Annotated in this window: 11 protein-coding genes; all 11 read right to left on the reverse strand. The window is 70.9% G+C overall.

The genetic code is table 11. The features are described from left to right. Positions 1 to 3: 3 nt before the first annotated feature. The 11 genes from eccD to FQ142_RS15315 all read right to left on the reverse strand — a co-directional run bounded on the left by eccD (position 4) and on the right by FQ142_RS15315 (position 19529). A complete protein-coding gene (eccD, locus tag FQ142_RS15265; RefSeq protein WP_149423973.1) occupies positions 4 to 1356 on the reverse strand; it encodes a type VII secretion integral membrane protein EccD in 1353 nt (450 codons plus the stop codon). A 76-nt stretch (positions 1357 to 1432) separates the two neighbouring features. After that, complete coding sequence (locus FQ142_RS15270) at positions 1433 to 2149, reverse strand: hypothetical protein (protein WP_045255008.1); 717 nt, start codon at positions 2147 to 2149, stop codon at positions 1433 to 1435. Further along, positions 2146 to 3876, reverse strand: coding sequence for a serine/threonine-protein kinase (locus tag FQ142_RS15275; protein WP_149423974.1), 1731 nt, complete (start codon positions 3874 to 3876; stop codon positions 2146 to 2148). The genes FQ142_RS15270 and FQ142_RS15275 overlap by 4 nt, the downstream gene beginning before the upstream one ends. Next, positions 3873 to 5492, reverse strand: coding sequence for an FHA domain-containing protein (locus FQ142_RS17535; RefSeq protein ID WP_262492168.1), 1620 nt, complete (start codon positions 5490 to 5492; stop codon positions 3873 to 3875). The genes FQ142_RS15275 and FQ142_RS17535 overlap by 4 nt, the downstream gene beginning before the upstream one ends. Position 5493: 1 nt before the next feature. Continuing rightward, positions 5494 to 6306 (reverse strand): PP2C family protein-serine/threonine phosphatase, encoded by an 813-nt coding sequence (locus tag FQ142_RS15285; RefSeq protein WP_149423975.1) that lies wholly within the window; start codon positions 6304 to 6306, stop codon positions 5494 to 5496. Beyond that, complete coding sequence (locus FQ142_RS15290; RefSeq protein WP_149423976.1) at positions 6303 to 7859, reverse strand: RDD family protein; 1557 nt, start codon at positions 7857 to 7859, stop codon at positions 6303 to 6305. The genes FQ142_RS15285 and FQ142_RS15290 overlap by 4 nt, the downstream gene beginning before the upstream one ends. Continuing rightward, positions 7856 to 10249 carry a transglutaminase domain-containing protein gene (locus FQ142_RS15295; protein ID WP_149423977.1) on the reverse strand — a complete coding sequence of 798 codons (2394 nt, stop codon included), beginning with the start codon at positions 10247 to 10249 and terminating at the stop codon, positions 7856 to 7858. Before FQ142_RS15295 ends, FQ142_RS15290 begins: the two co-directional genes overlap by 4 nt. Next, entirely contained in the window at positions 10246 to 11508 is a 1263-nt protein-coding gene (locus FQ142_RS15300) for a DUF58 domain-containing protein (RefSeq protein WP_149423978.1), read from the reverse strand. The genes FQ142_RS15295 and FQ142_RS15300 overlap by 4 nt, the downstream gene beginning before the upstream one ends. A 10-nt stretch (positions 11509 to 11518) precedes the next feature. Continuing rightward, positions 11519 to 12481, reverse strand: coding sequence for an AAA family ATPase (locus FQ142_RS15305; RefSeq protein ID WP_149423979.1), 963 nt, complete (start codon positions 12479 to 12481; stop codon positions 11519 to 11521). Between the two features lie 60 nt (positions 12482 to 12541). Continuing rightward, positions 12542 to 18613, reverse strand: coding sequence for an Ig-like domain-containing protein (locus FQ142_RS15310; RefSeq protein ID WP_149423980.1), 6072 nt, complete (start codon positions 18611 to 18613; stop codon positions 12542 to 12544). A 151-nt stretch (positions 18614 to 18764) separates the two neighbouring features. Then, entirely contained in the window at positions 18765 to 19529 is a 765-nt protein-coding gene (locus tag FQ142_RS15315; protein ID WP_149423981.1) for a hypothetical protein, read from the reverse strand. Position 19530 lies beyond the last annotated feature (1 nt).

The following is a 19530-nucleotide window of genomic DNA, read 5'->3' on the forward strand; positions in this document are numbered from 1 at the left end:
GGATCAGAACCAGCCCCCGGTGATGATGGCGAGCGGGAGCAGCAGCGCGATCGTCCCCCATTCGGCGAAGTCCGCGAACCGGGTGAGACGGATGCGCGTCTTCGGGTTCAGCAGCACGACGACGATGATGCACACGGCGATCGCGGCCAGCCCGATGACCAGACCGCCGATCCAATCGGGGTGGCTGAGGATCGCCGTGGTCACGCCGAGCGCGACACCGGCGAGCACACCGGAGGAGACCGCGACGATGTCGAAGCGCGAATAGACCTGACGCGTGCCGAGGAACATCCCGATGAAGGTCACCGCGCACAGCAGGAGTCCCCAGAAGCCCGAGGCGACGACGGGGGCGGTCGCGACGAGCACGATCACGCACAGCGAGATGCGCAGCGAGACCTGGTAGCGATGGGCGCGGGCGTACAGCCGCGCGACCTCTTCCGGCGAGATGTGCGACGGGGCGTCATAGACCTCGGACTCGTCTCTCGCCGACACGACGCGCAGCGGCACGGAAGCGAGAGCCACCCACGGAGCGCCGAGTCCCGCGATGCCGGCGACCGCCATGGCCGCGGCGAGCGTGGCGGCGACCGGGGCGGCGAACCAGGAGATGACGGCGCCGATGACGAGCAGCATGCCCCCCACCGCGACCGGGATGAGGCTGTACTCGCGCTGACGCTTCAGCGCGAGCAGTGCGACGGCACCGAACGCCAGCATCGCGCCGCCGCCGATCACGAGCGCGAGGCCCCAGCCGTCGGCATCCGGAAGGAGGGTGTATCCGGCGGCGCCCGCGTAGACCGACGAGACGAGCGCGAGCGACATGGTCGCCTGCTGCGGGGCTGCGGTGCGATCCATCACGAGCGCGCAGATCAAAAGCACGATCGCGGCGGCGCCCGCTCCGGCCGCGGTGACGATCGTGCCGGAGTCGACCCAGGCCCAGACGGCGGGCACCAGGCCGAGCAGCAGCAGCACGGAGGCGACGACGGTGGCCGTGGTCACCGAGTTCTGCGTCGACCACGACGGCGCGTTGGTCTCGACGGCATCCGCGACGGCCTCGACGAGGTCGTCGTAGCGTTTGGCGAGCGCGGCCGCCGTGCCCTGCTCGAGCACGAGGAAGTCGCCGTCCTGAACCCCCTGGGCCGCCAGCGTGCGGTCGGCCTCCAGCGGCGTGCCGTCGGCGTGGACGAGACGGAACCCCGCGGACGCCGATGCGCCGTCGAGCATGCGCAGACGGCGGGTCAGCGAGGGGAGCACCTCGGCGACCGGGACTCCGCCCGGTACACCGACGTCGATCCGCTCGGACTCCCACTGCACCGAGAGGCGCACGAGCTGCGAGGAAGCGACAGCCGTCGACTGGGGCGACATCAGATCCTGCTTTCGTCAGACACGCGGATTCACACTATCGTGCGTGTGGTCGGCTTGCGGAGGCGGCGCGACCCGCTCACGACTCCTCGTCGTCCTCGAGGTCGTCGATCGGGGCATCGAGCTGCGCCAGGTCGTCGCGGGTGACCAGACGGCTCGAGACCGCGTACTCGACCAGACGCGCCTTGCGGTTCATGGCGAGCTTGCCCTGCCCGCCCCGCATGCCCTGCAGGCCGATGCGGTCGAACTTGTCGCACACGTTGTCGAGTTTGCGGTTGAACTGCGTGCTCGTCCATCCTAGACGCGCGGCGGCCTGTGCCGAACTGGGGATCTCGCTCGCCCCGGTGCCGTCGCGCTTCAGCGCCGGCTCGGCGAGCGCGAGGATCAGCAGTCGCTGTCGCGCGGTGAGCGGCACGTGCCCGATCGTCGATTGCCCGTCCTCCGCATTCTCGCGGGGGTCGAGGTGGAACGTGGGGCCCTTGGAGTGGATCGTGAGCTCGTAGGTCACCGGTCCTGCGGTGAAGACGACGGTGGTCTGCTCGAACACCACCGGGAGTCGGGCACCGGGGGCGAGCCAGGCGTTGACCCCGCCCGACGAGTCCGTCACCGTCGCGGTCAGACGGGACCCGACGTTCGACAGCCACCACAGGCCGTCCTTGTCGGCGATCTCGAGGAAGTGACGATGAAGGAAGAGATTGTCGTCGAGTTCGAGATCACCCTGTCGGCCGACGTAGAACGGCTCTCCCGGTGTCAACTCGAAGTACTCTCCGGCGAATTCGACAGTGATCTCCATCAGCCCACACACCCCCTGATCGGCTCGGGCGAAGATCGCCCGTCAGCCCGTTTGATGAGCACCTCGATGCAGGTGCGCCCCGAACGATCCCCCTCCAGAGTGACGTCGGTCTGTTCAACGATATGCGCTTCCTGCGGTCCGTCCAGCGTCACCTCGTACCAGATGTACGCATCGTCGGGCTGCGGGTCGGGATTCGTCCAGGTGAACGAGACGACTCCGGCGGTGTTCGTCCCCGTGAGATCCTCTGCCTCGGGCACGGGGCCGGAGACGAGCGGATCCTGCGGCTCCGGCGCCTGCGCGGTCTGCTCGGGAGCCGGCACGAGAGAGCCGGCGAGACTGCTCACGAGCACGATGCCCCCCACCACCGTCGCCGCGGCGACGACTCCGAGGAGCCAGCCCCACCAGGGCATTCCGGAGCGGCGTGCCGCCGAGGCGTCCTCCGCCGTCGACGGCGCCGCAGGAGCGAACTGCGGCGCGACCGGATGCGGGGCGCCGAGCGACGGCGGGGCGCCGGCCGGCGCGGTCTGCGGTTGAGACGACCACGGCACGTCAGGGGTGACGACGGTCGGGCCGCGCACGGCCGTGACGTCATCGTCGAACGACGGCGGAGGCGGCGCGACGCTCGGAGGGGCGGCCGACGAGGCCGACGAGGCCGGCGTCGCCGGCGTGCGGTGCTGGGTCTCGTCGAGCGCATCCGACGCGGGCGGCCGCTCGAACCTCGGCACATCGACGGCACCCACCGGATGCTTGCGCTGCGTCGTCGCCGACGGGCGGGTGGCGGTCGGGCTCTCAGGGCTGATCGAGTGCACGTCGCGGACCCGCGTGAGTCCGTCTCCGTCGTCGCCCGGCGTCTCATCGAGCGGATGCTCGTCGACGATGTCGATGGTCGTCACCGAGTGCGAGAGCTCGATCTGCACCTTCTGGAGTGCGCGGGCGAACGCGACGGCACTGGGATACCGGGCATCCGGATTCTTCGCCATCGCCCGCTCGAGCACTCGCTGCAGGCTCTCCGGCGAATCCGGTCTGCCGAGCTGCGGCACGGCCGCCCGCTCGATCCGTTCGATGAGATCGGCTCCGGTGTTCCGCTCGCCCGGGCGCTCGAACGGCGAGCGTCCGGCGAGCAGGGTGAAGAGCGTCGCGCCCAGCGCCCAGACATCGGTGCGCGGGCCGCTCTGCGGCGGGTCGGCGAACGACTCGGGCGGCGACCAGGGAATCGACATCCCCGACGACTCGGTGGCCGCGGCCGTGGTCGACGCGATGCCGAAGTCGGTGAGAGCGGGCCGGTTGTATTCCGTGACGAGGATGTTGGCGGGCTTGATGTCGCGGTGCAGAACACCGGCCCGGTGCGCGGTCTCGACGGCGCCGGCGACCTGGATGCCCACCCGCAGCGTCTCCGCGACCGAGAACTGCTCGCGTCTGGCACGCACCTGCAGATTCGGTCGGGGGCAGAACTCCATGACCAGGTATGGTCTGCCGTCGACGGCGACCCCCGCCTGGTAGATCGTCACGATCGCCGGATGGGTCGACAGCATCGCCATGACGTTCGCCTCGTCGGTGAACTCCTGCGCTGCACCGGTCTCGAGGCGGTCGGCCAGCAGGACCTTCACCGCCACGCGGCGGCGGGGCATCTGCTGTTCGTAGAGGAACACGTCGGCGAAGCCACCGGTTCCGAGGTGCTCGAGGTAGCGGAATCCGGGAAGCTGCGGCGGCGGAGACGGCCGGCGGCTCACGGGATGTCCTCGAAGAGGACCGTCACCCCGTCTCCCAGGTCGACCACATCGCCCGACAGCACGAGGGTCTGCTCACCCGGGTGCAGGCGCATCGGCTCGGCTCCCGGCCGCACGAGGGTGGAGCCGTTCGTCGTGCGCAGGTCGATGACGACGACCGTGCCGGCGTCGGGTCGGATCTCCAGATGGTTGCGCGAGATGTCCTGCTGCGGGCTGTCGACCGCGACGAGGTGCGGCAGGTCGTGTCCGCTCGCCCTGGTCGATCGCGGTCGGCGTCCGATGATGACGGTACGGTCGAGCTCGACGACCTGACCCGAGGACACCCGGATGCGTCCGTGACCGGCGGGCACCGCGTCGAGGACCTGCGTGGCGACGTCGTCGGAGGCGGACTGGCGTCGACGGAGGTCATCGAGCTCGGCCGAGGTGATCGTGGCGCCGTCGTGGTCTCCCAGAGCGGGTGCCGGTGCCACCGTCGAGGCGGGCGGCACCTCGGAGCCCTCGGGCCCGTCCGATCCGCCCTGCAGAGTCTCATCGAAGAGCTGCTCGATCTCGTCGAGGTCGTTCTGCGGGGCGGAGCTGCGCTGCGGCGGCTCCCAGGTGTGTTCGTCGAGGCCGTTCTCGCCCGCGATCGTCTCGTCGGCACGTGCGTCGTCGGGAAGCGGGGGCGGGGGCAGGAGGGGTGCGCTCGGAAGATCGGGGATCGCGGGCGGCGGGGGAATGGCGCCTGCCGCGGCCACAGGTGCGGCAGGCGCCGAGACGATGGTCTCCTCGGGAAGATCGAAGGACTCGCCCTCGGCAGACTCGTCGGCGGCAGACTCGTCGGCGGCAGACTCGTCGGCGGGCTCGTCGGCGGCGGGCTCGTCGGCGGCGGGCTCGTCGGCGGCGGGCTCGTCTGCCTGGGGCTCGGCCGGCTCCTCGACGGCCGGCTCCTCCGGTCCGGTCGGCTCATCCGGCTCGGTCTGTTCTTCCGCCACCGGCTTCGCCGGCTCCGCCACTGCTGCAGATGTCGCCGCGCCGGGGAGATCGGGGGTTCCGTCGACACTCGGCGACGACGGACCGCCGAAGAGCGCCAGCGCAGGCGCCGCACCTCCGGCGAGAGCCGCGGCGGAGGCACCCGACTCGACCGGGTCGATCCGGGGGGTCGACCCGAGCGCGGCGGCGATCGGCGCGGCGTCGTCGACCTCGAGCTCGGCGCTCGCGGCGGCCGCGCGCACGATGCCGCTCTGCACCGGCAGCACGGCCGCGGCATCCGTCTCCTCCACGGTGATCTCGATGCGCGTGGCATCGCCCACGAAGTGCTCGCTCCAGGTCGTCACCTCGGCGCCGGACAGCTCGTACGCCGCGCCGGTCTCGGAGCTGACGCGGGCCACGACTCCGCCGCGCAGAGCGATGCGCACAGCCGAACCCTCGACGACCGCTGCGGCGAACGGCGGCAGGGCGACGAAGGATCCGCCCGCGGCCGTCGTGAGCACGTCCATGACGCTCGCGAGCGTCTTCTCGACGGGGAGGCGCTCCCACAGCCGCGAGACCAGGTCGTTGTGTACGTCGGGCGGCAGTGCGACGAGAGCACCCGGAATCACGATGAGGTACCACTGCCCCGGTCGGTAGATCGTCTGCATGTCAGCGAACCCCTCCTGCTGCGCGTGGCAGCGTGTCGACATCGATGTCGAACTCGTCGGACTCGAGTCCCGCACCCGGCCGGGAGGAGACTCGGACCGCGTCGACGATCACGACCGTGATGTTATCGTGCCCGCCCGACTGCAGGGCTTCGGCGATCAGGGCATCGGCGGCGAGCTGCGGGTCCGAGACGCGGGAGAGGATCTCGCCGATCCGCTGATCCGGGAGCTCGGAGGTGATGCCGTCGGAGCACACGAGGATGCGATCCCCCTCTTCGGCGGGGAACAGCCAGTAATCGGCATCCCCGGTGCTGCTCCCCCCGATCGCGCGGGTGATGATGTTGCGCCGCCGGTCGGTCGCGGCTTCGGCGGGGGTGAGCTCTCCCGACTCGACGAGCTCCTGCACCACGGAGTGGTCGACACTGATCTGCTCGAGCTCGCCGCCGGCGAGCCGATAGGTGCGCGAGTCGCCGATGTTGACCGCCAGCCAGTACCCCGTACCGTCGACGGAGGCCACCATGACGCCGCTCAGTGTCGTACCGGCTCTGCCGTTGCCACCCGTCGAGAGATCCTCCACCCCGGCCCTCGCGCGGTCGAGCGCGCCGCGGACCTCGCCGAGCGTCAGCGAACTGCGCCCGATGAACGGGGAGAACTCCTCGATGACCCTGGCGCTGGCGTGCTCTCCGGCCTCATGACCGCCCATCCCGTCGGCGACGATGAAGACGGGCGCCTCGGCGAGGAGGGAGTCCTCGTTGAGCGCACGCCGCAGCCCGATGTGTGTCGCGGATCCCGACGTGACCACCAGAGCGGACCTCATACGTACCCGCCGATCGTGAGGATCCGGTCGCCGATCTCGATCGCATCGCCCAGGCGCACGGGCACGCGCTGCCCGGGCGGGCAGTCGATGCGCTCGCCATCGCGCACGATGGTCATGCCGTTGGTCGAGTGCCGGTCGAGCACCCAGCCGCCGGAGACCTCCGCCGCGGCCTCGAAATGGGTCTTCGAGAGCGACAGCGTCTCGTCACGCACGGTCACCCGCTCCGTGCCGTCCTCGTGCGCGGGGTTGCGCCCGAAGAGCGTCCGGCGCGAGACGGTCACGCGCGTGCCGTCGTCCCAGGTGAACAGCAGACGATGACCCGGGATGCTGATGCGCGTCGACTCGAGCTCGTCCTCGAGCTGCTCCGGCGTCGATCGCGGCTGCACGATCGTCTCCTCGAAGAGCTCGACGGCGACCGGCCCCGAGTCGACGGAGTCGTGCGCCGCCGGCGCACCGGGCACGGAACCCGCGGGGTCGATGACGGGGATCACCGGTGCCGCGGGTGCCGCGGATGCCGCCGGCGTGACACCGGGGACGAAAGCGATCAGCGCGTCGCCTCCGGGCGCGGGAGCGACGGGCTGACCGGAGGGGGACGCGGGAGCGACGGGCTGACCGGAGGGGGACGCATCGGGGTGCGCCGGCTCGGGGGCGGACGACCTCGGCGGCAGCGACGGCACCGCGAACGGAGTGCCGCCGGACGGCACGGAGAACGCCGACGCGGCGCCCGGCGTCGACGGCGCCGGCGCCGGCGCCGGCGCCGGCGCATCACCGATGAAGGGCGGCGAGGACACCGCGGGCGGCGAGGACACCGCGGGCGGAGCGGACACCGCGGGAGGAGCGGACGCCGCGGGAGGAGCGGACACTGCAGGAGGAGCGGAGAACGCGGGGTCGGCGGCCGGAACCGGCGCTGCCGAGGCCGGGTATCCGGGAGGAGCGGAGACCGTCGCGGCGTATCCGCCGGCCAGCGGAGCCGGAGGGAGAAGCGGCACGGGGGGCGGGCCGACGGTCGTCGGCTGCGCAGGCACGCCGATGCCCCTGCCGGGCGTGGCGGTGCTCTGCGGGGCCCCGGCGCTCGCCTGCGCACGACCGGCCGGCACAGCCGACGTGCGCGCGTCGAGGACGACCGCCTTGGACACCTTGTCGTGCCATCCCTGGAAGCGACCGGATCCGTCGAACAGCGGTGTGAAGTACCCGACGACGATGCCGGCCGCCGCCCCGAACACCACATTGCGCAGCAGTGCCCGGCCGAAGCCGAGCGGCGTCCCGTCGGCGGCGGACGCGAGCCGCACGCCCTGCGCGCGCATGCCGATCGAGCCGCCGCGCGTCTGCATGAGCGTGTAGACGACGAACCACGCCAGCAGCACCAGCAGCACCGTGCCGTAGGCGAGGGGCGCCACGAGGAGGAGCTCTTCGACGGGCCTCGGTGCGAACGTGATCAGGGCGGCGATCACGACGCCCACCGTGCCGATGGCTCCGGCGATGAGGGCGTCGATCAGGTAGGCGATGGCGCGCCTCGAGACCGGCGCGCTGCTGTCGATCGCGGGCTGGGTCATGATCTCTCGCTCTCGAGTGGGGAGGTGGACGGCTGTCGAGTGCGGCGTCCGATCGTCTCAGGTCGGCTGCCGCGGCGCGCGATCGCGGCGTCCCGCCACTCCGCGAGGCGGGCGCCGACGGCGGTCCCGCCGAGCAGCGAGCGCAGGCTCAGCCGCGCCCGGAGCCGCCGGAAGAACCCGGCGTCCGCGCCGAGTCCGCCGACGATGACGTCGACCTCGGCCCAGAACGCCTCGACGTCTTCGGGGGTGGGATCGTCGGGGCCGAAGATCACGGCGTCCGCGCGTTCGGCGAGGCGCGCCGCCCGCGGCAGCTCGAGCGTCGCCGCGAGCGTCGCCCCCTCTTCGATCCGCGTGCCGCCCGTGTCGAGCCGCGCGCCGTAGTCGACGGCGCGGTCGGTGACCTCGTCCCAGCCGCCGCTGATGCGATCCGTGGGTTCGGCGGCGTTCCGGCGGGCTCGGCGCGTGGCCGCCTTCCAGGCGCCGACGACGATGAAGGGCGCGGCGACGAGCAGCAGAATCCCGAGCACGATGCCACCGACGGCGAGGATGATCCCGATGAGGCCCAGAACGTCGAAGGTCTCCTCCTCGCCCTTGCGGTCGTCCGGAAGGGTCGGCGGCAGATCGACCGGCTCCTGCGGAGGAGGCGGTGGCTGCAGCACCTGAGGCTTGGGATCGGCCTTCGGCTTGGTGTTCTGATCGTTGGGGACCTTGTCCTCGGGCGGCGTCGGGTCGAAGCTCATCCAGCCGATGCCGGCGAAGTTGACCTCGACCCACGCGTGCACGTCGTCGCCGGTGGCGTCGAACGTGGCGTCGCCCGCCCTCTCCTCGTCGGGGTAGTACCCCATGACGACGCGAGCGGGGATGTCGACCTCTCGGGCGAGCAGGGCCATCGCGACCGCGTACTGCTCGTCGTCGCCGATCATCTGGTCGCCGCCGACGAGCGTCGAGATGCGCTCGGCTGTGTGGCCGGCCCGGGAGAGCACCTCGCCCTCGAGACCGTGGCTGAAGAATCCGCCCTCCGCCAGGAACGTCTCGAGAGCGCGCACCTGCTCGATCGGCGTCTCGGCCCCCGACACGGTCTCGGCCGCGAGCGAGGTGAGCTCCTCCGGCACGTTGCTCTGCGTCGGCAGCGGCACCTTGCCGAAGTCGACGTCTGCGAGCTGCCGGTCCTCGACCGACGCGGGCATGATCGTGTCGACCGTGTAGGTGTCGCCCGAGGCGAGCTTCGCGGTGACCACAGCGGTTCCCGTCGCGGGGTTGTAGAACGCCGACCGGCGCAGCTCATCCGCGCGATCACCGGTGAACACGATGTCCGACACCGCACCGGCATCCGGCAGCCAGACACCGGAGTACTCGCCGATCTCGACCTTGAGCGTCACCGGCAGGCCCTTCGCATCCGGCGACATGTTCGAGCGCAGCGGAGTGAAGGCGCTCGATGAATCGGGGCCGCCGTCGGTGACGTTGTAGACCATGCCGTCGAACTGATCCATGACCCCGATGCGGATCCGCGCGCCCTTGGGCAGCCCCTGCACCGTGAACAGCGTCTCCGCGGACTGGTCGCGCACGTTCTTGCGGAACGACTGCAGCGGGCTCGGGTAGTCCCGCACATCGAACGGCGGGATCACCACGTCACGGAACACATGACGGGGCTGCACCGGCTGCGCGAACGCACTCGTCGCGACTCCGGCACCAGCGGCAATCGCGAGCACCGCCGCTCCGGCGAGCAGCCGACGCATCCTCATGCGGGCCGCACGTGCGGGGTTGATCTCACTCACCGACACGGCGGCGTTGTGCGGATCCCAGAGCTGACGCAGGGCGAGCCAGGCGATCGCGAGCACCGCGAAGACGAGACCCTGGGCGAGCGGGAACGCCGGCTCCGGCGTTCCGAGGAGGATCGCGAGCATCAGCATCACCCCGGCGGGCAGCAGGGCCCAGGCCACGTTCCGCAGACGCAGGGCGAGGGATGCCGTGAGCACGGTTCCGAAAAGACCGACCAGGAAGGGCACGAGCAGGTGACCGTCCGACGCGGACACCGGCGCGACCGTCGTGAGCATCTGCTTCCACGACGTCACCGTGCCCAGTGCGAGGCGCTGCCACGTGTCGAGCGTCGGGATCACCCCGAACAGTGCGGTGTGCGGCAGCGCGAGCGCACCCCCGAGCAGGAAGTACACCGCGACCGTGACTCCGGCCGTGATGAGCATGCCCCAGCCGCGCCAGGCGCACACGGCCGCGATCGCGAGTCCGAGCACGATGCCGCCGATCGCCGCGGGCAGGTAGCTGCCGCCGGCGAACGTCGGCCACATCCCGGCGAGCGCGACGCCGCCGAGCACGGCGGTCGCCGCGAGGTCGAGGATCCATCGCCGCAGCGGCAGCACGACGGAGGCGCTCATGCGAGCACCCGCTGCAGGGCGAGCGGCACCTGCTCGAGCGCGCCGACGGTGACGACGTCGGCATCGCCGATGCGCCGCAGCGAGGGGGCGGTCGCCGCACGATCGGCGACGACGGCGAGAACACGCGCTCCGAACGGCAGCCGCGCGCATGCCGAGCGCAGATCCTCTCCGCGCACCTTCGATCCGCAGACGAGCACCACGATGCTGGCGAGCGGCATGTTTCGGGCGATGACCGCCGAGAGCGCGTCCACGCCGCCGTATCGGGGGCGGGAGTGCGTCACCGCCGCGAGGGAGTCGAGAAGCTGCTTGCCGGATCCTGCGGCGAGATCCCGGCCCTGGACCCGCACCTCCACCCGCTGCGAATCGCGGATGGCCCGCAGACCGATCGAGCCCGCGGCGGAGATCGCCAGCTCGAACTCCTCGTCGTCGGCGTAGTCGGACGCGGCCCGAGAGAGGGCGATGACGAAGTGCGAGCGCCGCGTCTCCTCGTACTGCCGCATCATCAGCGTGCCGGTGCGCGCGGTCGAGCGCCAGTGCACATGACGCAGGTCGTCGCCCGGCTGATACTCGACGAGGGCGTGGAACGAGACGTCGTCCCGCGAGAGGTCGGTCGCGGGCATCCCCTCGAGGTCGCGCAGGAATCCGAGCGACTGCCCTTCGAACGCGATGGTCCGGGGGTGCACGTACAGGTCGACGGGGTCGTCTCGGCGATGCGCGCGCTCGAACAGGCCGAGGGGATCGCCGCGGACCACGCTCACCGGTCCGACCTTCACGACGCCACGGCGCTGCGTGGGGATGGCGAACAGCTCTTCGGCCTCCTCGCCCGGGGCGAGCCGCTGGATGCCGAACTCGCCGCGACCCGCGCCCACCGGCAGCACGACGCGGGAGGGCAGGATCGCACGGGTCCCGTTGTTGGCGAGGGTGAGGCCGCCGATCGCCCGCTCACCCACGACCACCCGCGTGCGCGCGAGATCGAGCGCGACGTCGTAGGCGGTGCGACCGATGAGGAACAGCGCGCACAGCGCGACGGTGAGGGCGATGACGGCGGCGGCGATCGTGAACTCCGCCCACCCGGCGGACTGTCCGAGGATCCACAGTCCGACCGCCAGCGCCATGAGCACCCACGCGAGCGGACGGATCGCGTCGGTGACCCTCCGCAGGCGCGCGAGCAGGCGCGCGCCGACGACCGCCACGACGTCACGCCATCGCGCGTCGGCCGTGGGCGGTGCGGGCACCTGATCGGGAGCCTGGGTGGTCATTCCCGCTGTCCTATCGGGCCTGCGGTGCGGCGATGCGGTCGAGCACGCGGGCGATCACCGTCTCACCGCTCGTGCCCGAGAACTCCGCCTCGGCGTCGAGCAGCAGCCGGTGCAGCCACACGGGGCGCGCGAGCGTCTTGACGTCGTCGGGCAGCACGTAGTGACGTCCCTGCGACGACGCCCACACCTTGGCGATGCGCACCATGGCGAGAGCGCCGCGCACCGAGACCCCGAGTCGGGTCGCCGGATCCGTTCTCGTCGCTTCGGCGAGCTCGGCGATGTAGCGGAGCACGGCGGGCTCGACGTGCACGGTCGAGGCCAGATCGGCCATGTCCGCGACGGCGCCGGTGGTGATGACGGGGGTGAGGGCCGCCGACGGGTTGCGCTGAGCGGCGCCGGCGAGGATGCTCTCGGTCACCGCCAGGTCGGGGTAGCCGATCGACGACTTGATGAGGAACCGGTCGAGCTGCGCCTCGGGCAGCTTGTACGTGCCCGCCTGCTCGATCGGGTTCTGCGTCGCGATCACGAGGAACGGTCGACCGGTCTCGTGAGCGGCGCCGTCGACGGTGACACGGGACTCCTCCATCACCTCGAGCAGCGCGGACTGCGTCTTCGGCGAGGCGCGGTTGATCTCGTCGGCGAGCACGATCGACGCGAAGATCGGACCCCGATGGAACTCGAACTTGTGGTTCTGCTGGTCGTAGATCGTCACACCGGTCACGTCGGACGGCAGCAGATCGGGCGTGAACTGGATGCGCGAGCTCGTGCCCTGCACGGTGGCGGCCAGTGCCTTGGCGAGGCTGGTCTTGCCGGTGCCCGGGGCGTCTTCGAGCAGCACGTGCCCTTCGGCGAGCATCGCTGCCAGCACGAGCGAGACGATCTCGCGCTTGCCCTGCACGGCCCGGTCGACGTTGTCGACCAGGCGGGTGAAGGTGCCGTGGAACCACGCGGCCTGTTCGGAGGTCATTGTCATGCGATGGGGCTTCCTGTGTCTCGTCGGTGCAGGGCTGCGGGTGCTGCGGGCGGAGCGGGGTCAGTACCAGGTCAAGGCGCTCGCGTGTCTGTCGAGCTCCTTGATGTAGACACGGATGGAGCTGCCCGGGTATCCGTAGTAGCAGTTGAGATCGACGCTGCCGTTCTCGGGGACGTACAGCTTGGAGCTGCCGCCGTACTTGTTGCCGTCGTCGCACTGCAGCGAGTAGTTGCCGGGGCTGCGGAAGTTCTCGACCGTGAGGCGCACCTTCGCGCACGACGAGGTATTGCAGTCGGGCCAGGAGCCCGATGCGCCCTTCTCGGTGCGCAGCACCTCGGCGGGCGGATCGCTCGTACGCGCCGCATCGGATGCCTCGGGTGACCACTGACCGGCGGTGTCCTGCGCCCTCACCTTGATGTCGTGGTTCTGCTGGTATCCGTCGCCGATCGTGCGCGAGCCCGAGATGCCGACGTTCTGCCAGCCGCCACTGTCGACGCTGATCTGCACGACCGCGATGTCGCGCCCGTTGGGCGAGCGCGTCGCGTCCCAGGTGAGCTCCACCTGCGTGCCGAGGTTCCTGGCCGTGGCGCGGGGCGCCGACGGCACACCGAACGGCACCGCGGACGCCGCGTTCGACACCGCTCCCGCGTAGGTCGACCCGTCGACCGACGCGACCGCGCGCACCTCGATGCTGTAGTTCGTGCCGTTGGCGAGACCCGAGATGCGGGTTCCGGGGAGCCCCTGCCATCCGCCGCCGTTGAGACGGAACTCGTACGAGATCTCGTCGGCCCTGGCGCCGTTGCGGGAGCCTGCCGTGTACGCGATGTCGATGAAGCCGTCACCGGGGGCCGCCGTGAGACCGCTCGGGGCGCCGGGTGCGGTGACACCGCGACGCGGCGGGGAGGACGCGCTGAACTCGCCCCAGCCCGCCTTGTTGTGCGCGCGGATGCGGTACGTGTACGCCGTCTCCGAGGTCGGCACCGTCACGGCCTGACTGGTCGCGGCGGCACCGGGGGTGATCGTGCGCACGAGCGTTGAACCCTCGTACACCTCAAGCTGGTAGCTGTCGATCGCGTCGCCGTTGTTGTTCGGGGTCGCCCAGTTCACCTGCATCTGCGCCTGGTTGCCGACCGGCGCGAGCTCCTGGGTGCTCGGTGCCGCTGCCGCGAGCGGCGGGCCCGCCGGGATCTCGGATGCCGACCAGGTGCTCCAGCTCGACGGCTCGGGCGCCTTGTTGTGGGCCTGGACGCGCACCTGGTAGTTCGAGCCGTTCTCGAGACCGTCCCAGACGATCGAGTTGCCCGTGACCTCCTTCTGCGAGATGCCGGACGGCGGGGCGGGCGAGATCTCGAGCGTGTAGCGCTCGACCGGCGACCCCGGGGTCGTCGGGGTGGTCCAGGCGACGGCGAGCGACTTGTCGCCGAACTTCAGCGTCGGGGGGTTCGGTGTGTCGGGCCTGGCGTCGGGACGGGCGACCTGCGAGGCCCCCGACTTCTCGCCTTCGCCGACGCGGTTGGTCGCCGTGACCTGGAAGGTGTACTCGACGTTGTTGGTGAGCCCGTCGAGGGTGCACGTCGTCGACTGGCATTCCTTGCGGTACGCGCTGCCCTGCACCGATGTGACCGTGTACTTCGTGATCTCGGCGCCGTTGTTCGACGGAGCGCCGTACGAGATCACGACCTTGCGGTCCTGCACGCTCGTGACGGTCGGCGTCCCCGGTGCCGCGGGCACGCCCTGCACCGTCACGACGACCTGACCGTTGACCTCGCGATCCGCGTCCTCCGTGGCGTCCTGGATGCGGTAGCGCACCACCAGGGATCCGACGTAGTCCGCCGCCGGGGTGACCACGAGCCGGTCGCCGTCGAGAGCCACGTCTCCGCCGCCGGACTCGACCACCTGGGAGACGATCTTGAGCGGCGTCTCCGGGAACGGGTTGAAGTCGTTCGCGAGCACGGGCACCGTGACAGGCTTGCCCTGATCGGCCTGCGGAACCGTGTCGGTGTTGGCCACCGGCATCGCCCGCGTCGAGGCGGAGACCACCACCGAGACGGTGCCCTCGACGGGTTCCGTCTCGCCGTCGCTCACCCGCAGCTGCAGGGTGAGCGCGGTGCCCTTCTTCGCATTCGACGACGCCTCGACGAACAGCGTGCTGCCCTCGGTGCGCGCGCTCACGCCGTTGCCCGTGCCGCCGAGGAGCGTGTACGTATGCTCGTCCTCGGGGTCGGGGTCGGCGGTGAGCGCCGCGAGGTCGAGTGTGCTCGCGTCCTCCCCCGGTGCCACCTGTACCTCGCCGGTGACGAACGTCGGCTGCTGGTTGTCGGGCGGCAGCACGGTGATCGGGATCGTGAGTGTCGCCTTGCGCCCCTCGGGATCGTCGGGTGCCGTGCCGTCGGTGACTTCGAAGGTCAGCGCGTCCTCCCCGAAGTAGCCGGGTGCGGAGGTGTAGGCGAGGGTCGTCTCATCCGTCACGAGGTCGGCGCCGTCCGCATGGATCGCGCTGACCTTCGCGTGCTCGGTGATGCGGGCGGTGCCGCCGCCCGCGACCATGACGTAGTCCGACAGCGGCAGCGAGATCGTCTCACCGCTCATGACCTCGACAGGCTTGGTGCCGTCCTTCAGCGCCGGACGGAGGCCGGCGACGGCGGGGACGAAGATGAACGCCGAGGCCTCGAGGCCGTCGATGTCGGTGAGCGTGTAGCGGATGAGCTGCTGCTCCTCGCCGACGGTGACCCGCACCTTGCCGCCCTCGACCGCCTCGGCGCCGTCGCCGAGCACGACCTCGAGGGACTCCCTCGTGCCGTCCGGGTCCTCGTCGTTCTTGAGGATGTCGATGTCGGCCGTGAGCTCGCCGTCGTTCAGATCTTCGGGGCGCACCCTGTCGTCGCGCGCCACGGGAGCCTGCAGCGGGACGTTCTCGTCGACGGTGATGGCCAGCACGGCGGATGCGGTCGCACCTCGCGAATCGCGGATCGTGTACTGCAGTGAGGTCTCGAGCGCACGGTCCGGCGCCTCCACGAGCACGCGATCGCCCGAGACGCGGGCGGAGAGGCCGTCGACGTCGGGCACTTCGAGTCCGTCGTTCTTCTCGCTGACGAGGATGATGTCCTCGCCCTCGGGGTCGGAGTCGTTGTCGAGCACCGGCACGGCGATCTCACGCCCCGGACGCACCACGACGGCATCCTTCACCGCATACGGCGCCTGGTTGACCTGCTCCGGGGGTGCGATCCCGACCCGGATCGTGGCCTCTCCCTCGGTTCCGAGGCGGTCGCGCACGCGGTACTTGAACGTGTCGACGCCTGCCGAGCCTTCGAACGCCTCGTAGCGGAAGTAGTTCGCTCCCGTCTCGGTGATCCGCCCCTTGGTGGGGTTGGACGCGATGTCGAGCAGCTCGACCGAATCCCCGTCGGAGTCGATCCCGTCGAGCGGCACGGGGATGCTGACGGTCGTGCCGGCGAGCGCTCGCGAGACGATGTCCTGCGGGCGCGGCGCCGCATTCGTCTCCGGGTCGGCCGGCATGATCTGGATGGTGACGAAGCCCGCGGACTTCTGCTGGTGCTCGTCGACGGCCTCGTAGGTGAGGTAGACCGTCTTCGCCTCCGGCCCGGCCTTGAAGCGCACCGTGTCCTGCGAGACGAACGCCTCACCGTCATCCGGGTCGACGAAGGGCTCGATGAGCTTGGGGGCGACGTGCAGCACGTCATCGTTCGGGTGGGTGTCGTTGTCGAGCACCGGAATCGTCACCACGTCTCCCGCCCGCACGTAGGCGGTGTCGGGGCTGGCGGCCGGTTGCAGGATCTCCTCGGGCGCGGGGATCGGGATGATCACCACCTCGCCCTGTGCCGACTTGGTGCCGTTGGAGATCGTGTAGGTCGCCCGCACCGGCTCGGTGAGCGCACCCTGATCCGTGATGCGCAGCGTCTCGTGGTTGATCACCGAGACGGAGACCCCGGAGCCCGGTTCGAGGGAGACGGACTGCACGACCAGGATTCCGCCGCCCGGATCCGAGTCGTTCGCGAGGACCCCCACGAGCACGTCGCCGCCGGAGCGGAGCAGCGCGACATCGCGCACCGCCACCGGGGGCAGATCGCTCTCGGCGGCATCGAGCACGTCGACGCGCACCAGTCCCTCGCCGTTCTTCGGACCGGCCGTCGCGAGGTACTGCACGTAGTACGTGTCGGGCGTCGCCGCCGAGAACGTGAACGTCTTGTTCGTGAAGTCGGGGACGACCGAGGCCCCCGGCACCTGCTCGTCGACCCTGCCGAGGCGCAGCGGTTCACGGCCGGAGCTGGTGTCGTTCGCGAGCGGGGCGATCGTGACCTGCTCGCCGACGCGCGTGACCACGTGATCCGCATTGGTCTTGGGGTCGGTGCTGCCGGGCGGACGCACATCGAGCGTGAGTGTGGTCGTGCCGATCTCGCCGAACGCGTCGGCGACCGTGACGTCGACGGACTTCTGCCCCTGCAGGCTCGCCGTCGCCTTGTAGGTGAGCTGACCGTCGGTGCTGAAGTCGACCTCGTCGCCCGGTGCGGCGATCACGGACTTCAGGTAGATGTCGTCGCCGTCGGGATCGATCCAGTCGGGGAGGATGTTGTACGAGATCGTGCCGCCGCTCTCGACCGTGAGGCTGGTCTTGCGCTTGGGCGTCGGTGCGCCGTTCGTCTCGGGGTCGCGCACCAGGAGCGTCACGACCGCGGTGTCGGTGCCCCCGCGTCCGTCGCTCGCCTCGTAGGTGAAGGAGGACGCGCCGGACGCGTTCTCGTCGACGGCGATCTGCAGGGCACCGCCGTTCTGGATCGGCTGCACGGTGCCGATCGACGGCTGCGCGTCGACCAGCTCGGCCACGAGCACGTCGCCGTCGGTGTCGTTGTCGTTGTCGAGCACCGGCAGGAGCGTGGTGGCGCCGGGACGCACGCCGAAGGAGTCGTCCTCCGCGACCGGCGGCGTGTTCTCCTCCTTGCGATCGGGGAGGGTCGTCTCCACCGTCTCCTGGGTGGTGTCCTCCTCGTTCTCGGTCTCGCCCTCGGGCGGAGTGAGGTCGTTCCAGTTGTCGACCTGCTGCAGGCTCTCGTCCGCGAGCCACGCGGAGCCGTCGACGAGGTCGTTGAGGATGATGACGTCGCGATTGACGCGGAAGGTCAGAGCGGTCGAGTCCTCCGCGCCGTCGATGGTGTCGTTGACATCGCTCGCGTCTCCCGGGCAGTCCCGGATGAACGCCGCGGACCCCGCCCAGGCGCCGTAGAAGCAGCCGCGCAGCGAGACGGGGGTCGCCGGTGCCCCCTCGGATCCGGTGTCGACGGAGACCGGCTCGTCGCCGTCGAGGGGCACGCTCACGAGCGCTGCCCGGGTGGCGAAGACGACGTCGTCGTTCGCAGCCGAGGGCTGCTGGAGCACGGCGTCGGCGGCGTTGGAGACGGGGGTGCGGAAGCCTCCGGGGGTCGTGACGACGCCCGCGGCGGCGTCGAGGACGATCGGCGTGCGGCCGACGGCCGTGATGCTGGGCGCCTCCGTGCTGTCGATCTCGCCGACGGATTCCGTCGAGGGGTCGAGCGGCTGGCCCTCGTTGTCGACGGGGATGGTGACGACCTCGCCTCGCGACGGGGCGAGGCCGAACACGGTGCCGTCCTCGGCGACCGCGACATCGGCGTCGTCGCCGAGCTCGACCGTGGGCGTCGCACCCTCGATCTTGAAGGCCGCGAGGCTCTTCACCGCCACGACCCACAGGTTGCCCGACGCGGGATCGAGGATCGCCGTGGTCTTGTCGCCGAGCGCGACCTTCGCGGATGCGGGGATCGCGGTCGAGTCGCCCAGAGCGACGCGAGCGGGGTCGACCGCGGTCAGCGTCGCCGCGCTGCGGTCGACCACGAGGACGTTCTTCTCGTCCTGCAGGATGTCGTAGTCGTCGCTGGCCGTGCGGAGGCCGCCGTCGATCAGCGTCGACTCGTGGTTGAAGTGCCCGACGAGGAGGTTCGAGCTCTTCGTCAGCCAGACGCCGCCGTCATTGAGATCGACCTGCGTGGTGGGGTTGCCCTCGTAGGCGAAGGCCATGGTCGTGAGCGCCACCGCGCCGACGGACAGCACGGCGGCGGACGCCAGCATCTTCGGCCGCGCTCGCATCCACGACAGCACCCTCATGCCGGCTCTCTCCCCCGCGCGCTCTCTCATCCGTCCGTCCCGATCGACGGGCAGGGCAGCGCATCACATGAGTCTAACCGGCGCCCGCGTCAGCACCGATGGGCACTTCTGCCCACGACGACGGCACGGACTCCGGCGGCGGAAGACGGCGTCAGGTGAAGACGACGAAGGCCAGAGCGACCAGGCCGCACACCGACACCGCGCAGGCTGCGGCGACGGCGGCCAGCACCCGGACGCTGGTGCGTCGAGCCGCTCGCGAGACCGAGACCGAGGCCGCACCGTCGTCGACCACCCGCGTGGGGGCGACCCCGCCCTCCACCGTCGGTGGACGCGACGGGCGCAGAGGGGCAGGGCGCGGTTTGTAGATGGCGGGCAGCGGCTCCATCTCGACCCGTCGAGCGGGTGCGGCGGGAATCGTCGCGTCGAGGTCCTCGGCGTCATCCGTGGGTGGATCGGGTGCCGGCGGCCGCACCGTACGGCCGACCACGACCGTGTGGTCCTCCGCATCCTCGACGGGCTCGCGGGTCGGGGCAGCCGCGTCCGCATCCGCCGCCCGATCGACGACCACCGTGCGGTCCTCCAGGTCGTCCTGCGCCGGGGGGAGAACGGGACGATCGCCCGCGGAGCGTCGTCTCGCGACGACGACCGTGTGATCCTCCACAGACGGCGCGGGCTCGCGCTGCACCGCGATCGTGCGGTCGTCGACCCCGTCGTCGGGTTCGCGCGGCACCGCGATCGTGCGGTCGTCGACCCCGTCGTCTGCGGCATCCGCGTACCCGTCCGCCTGCGCCTCCGACGCCTGAGCCGGGGTCCCGATGACCGGCGGATCGGTCGGCGCGGCATCCGACTGACGCGATCGGCGCGCGCGGCGGGTGAGCATCACGGTCTCCTCGACCGGGTCCTCGTGATCGACCATG

Origin of the sequence: Microbacterium sp. ANT_H45B (genome assembly GCF_008369345.1) — a bacterium.
GTDB lineage: Bacteria > Actinomycetota > Actinomycetes > Actinomycetales > Microbacteriaceae > Microbacterium.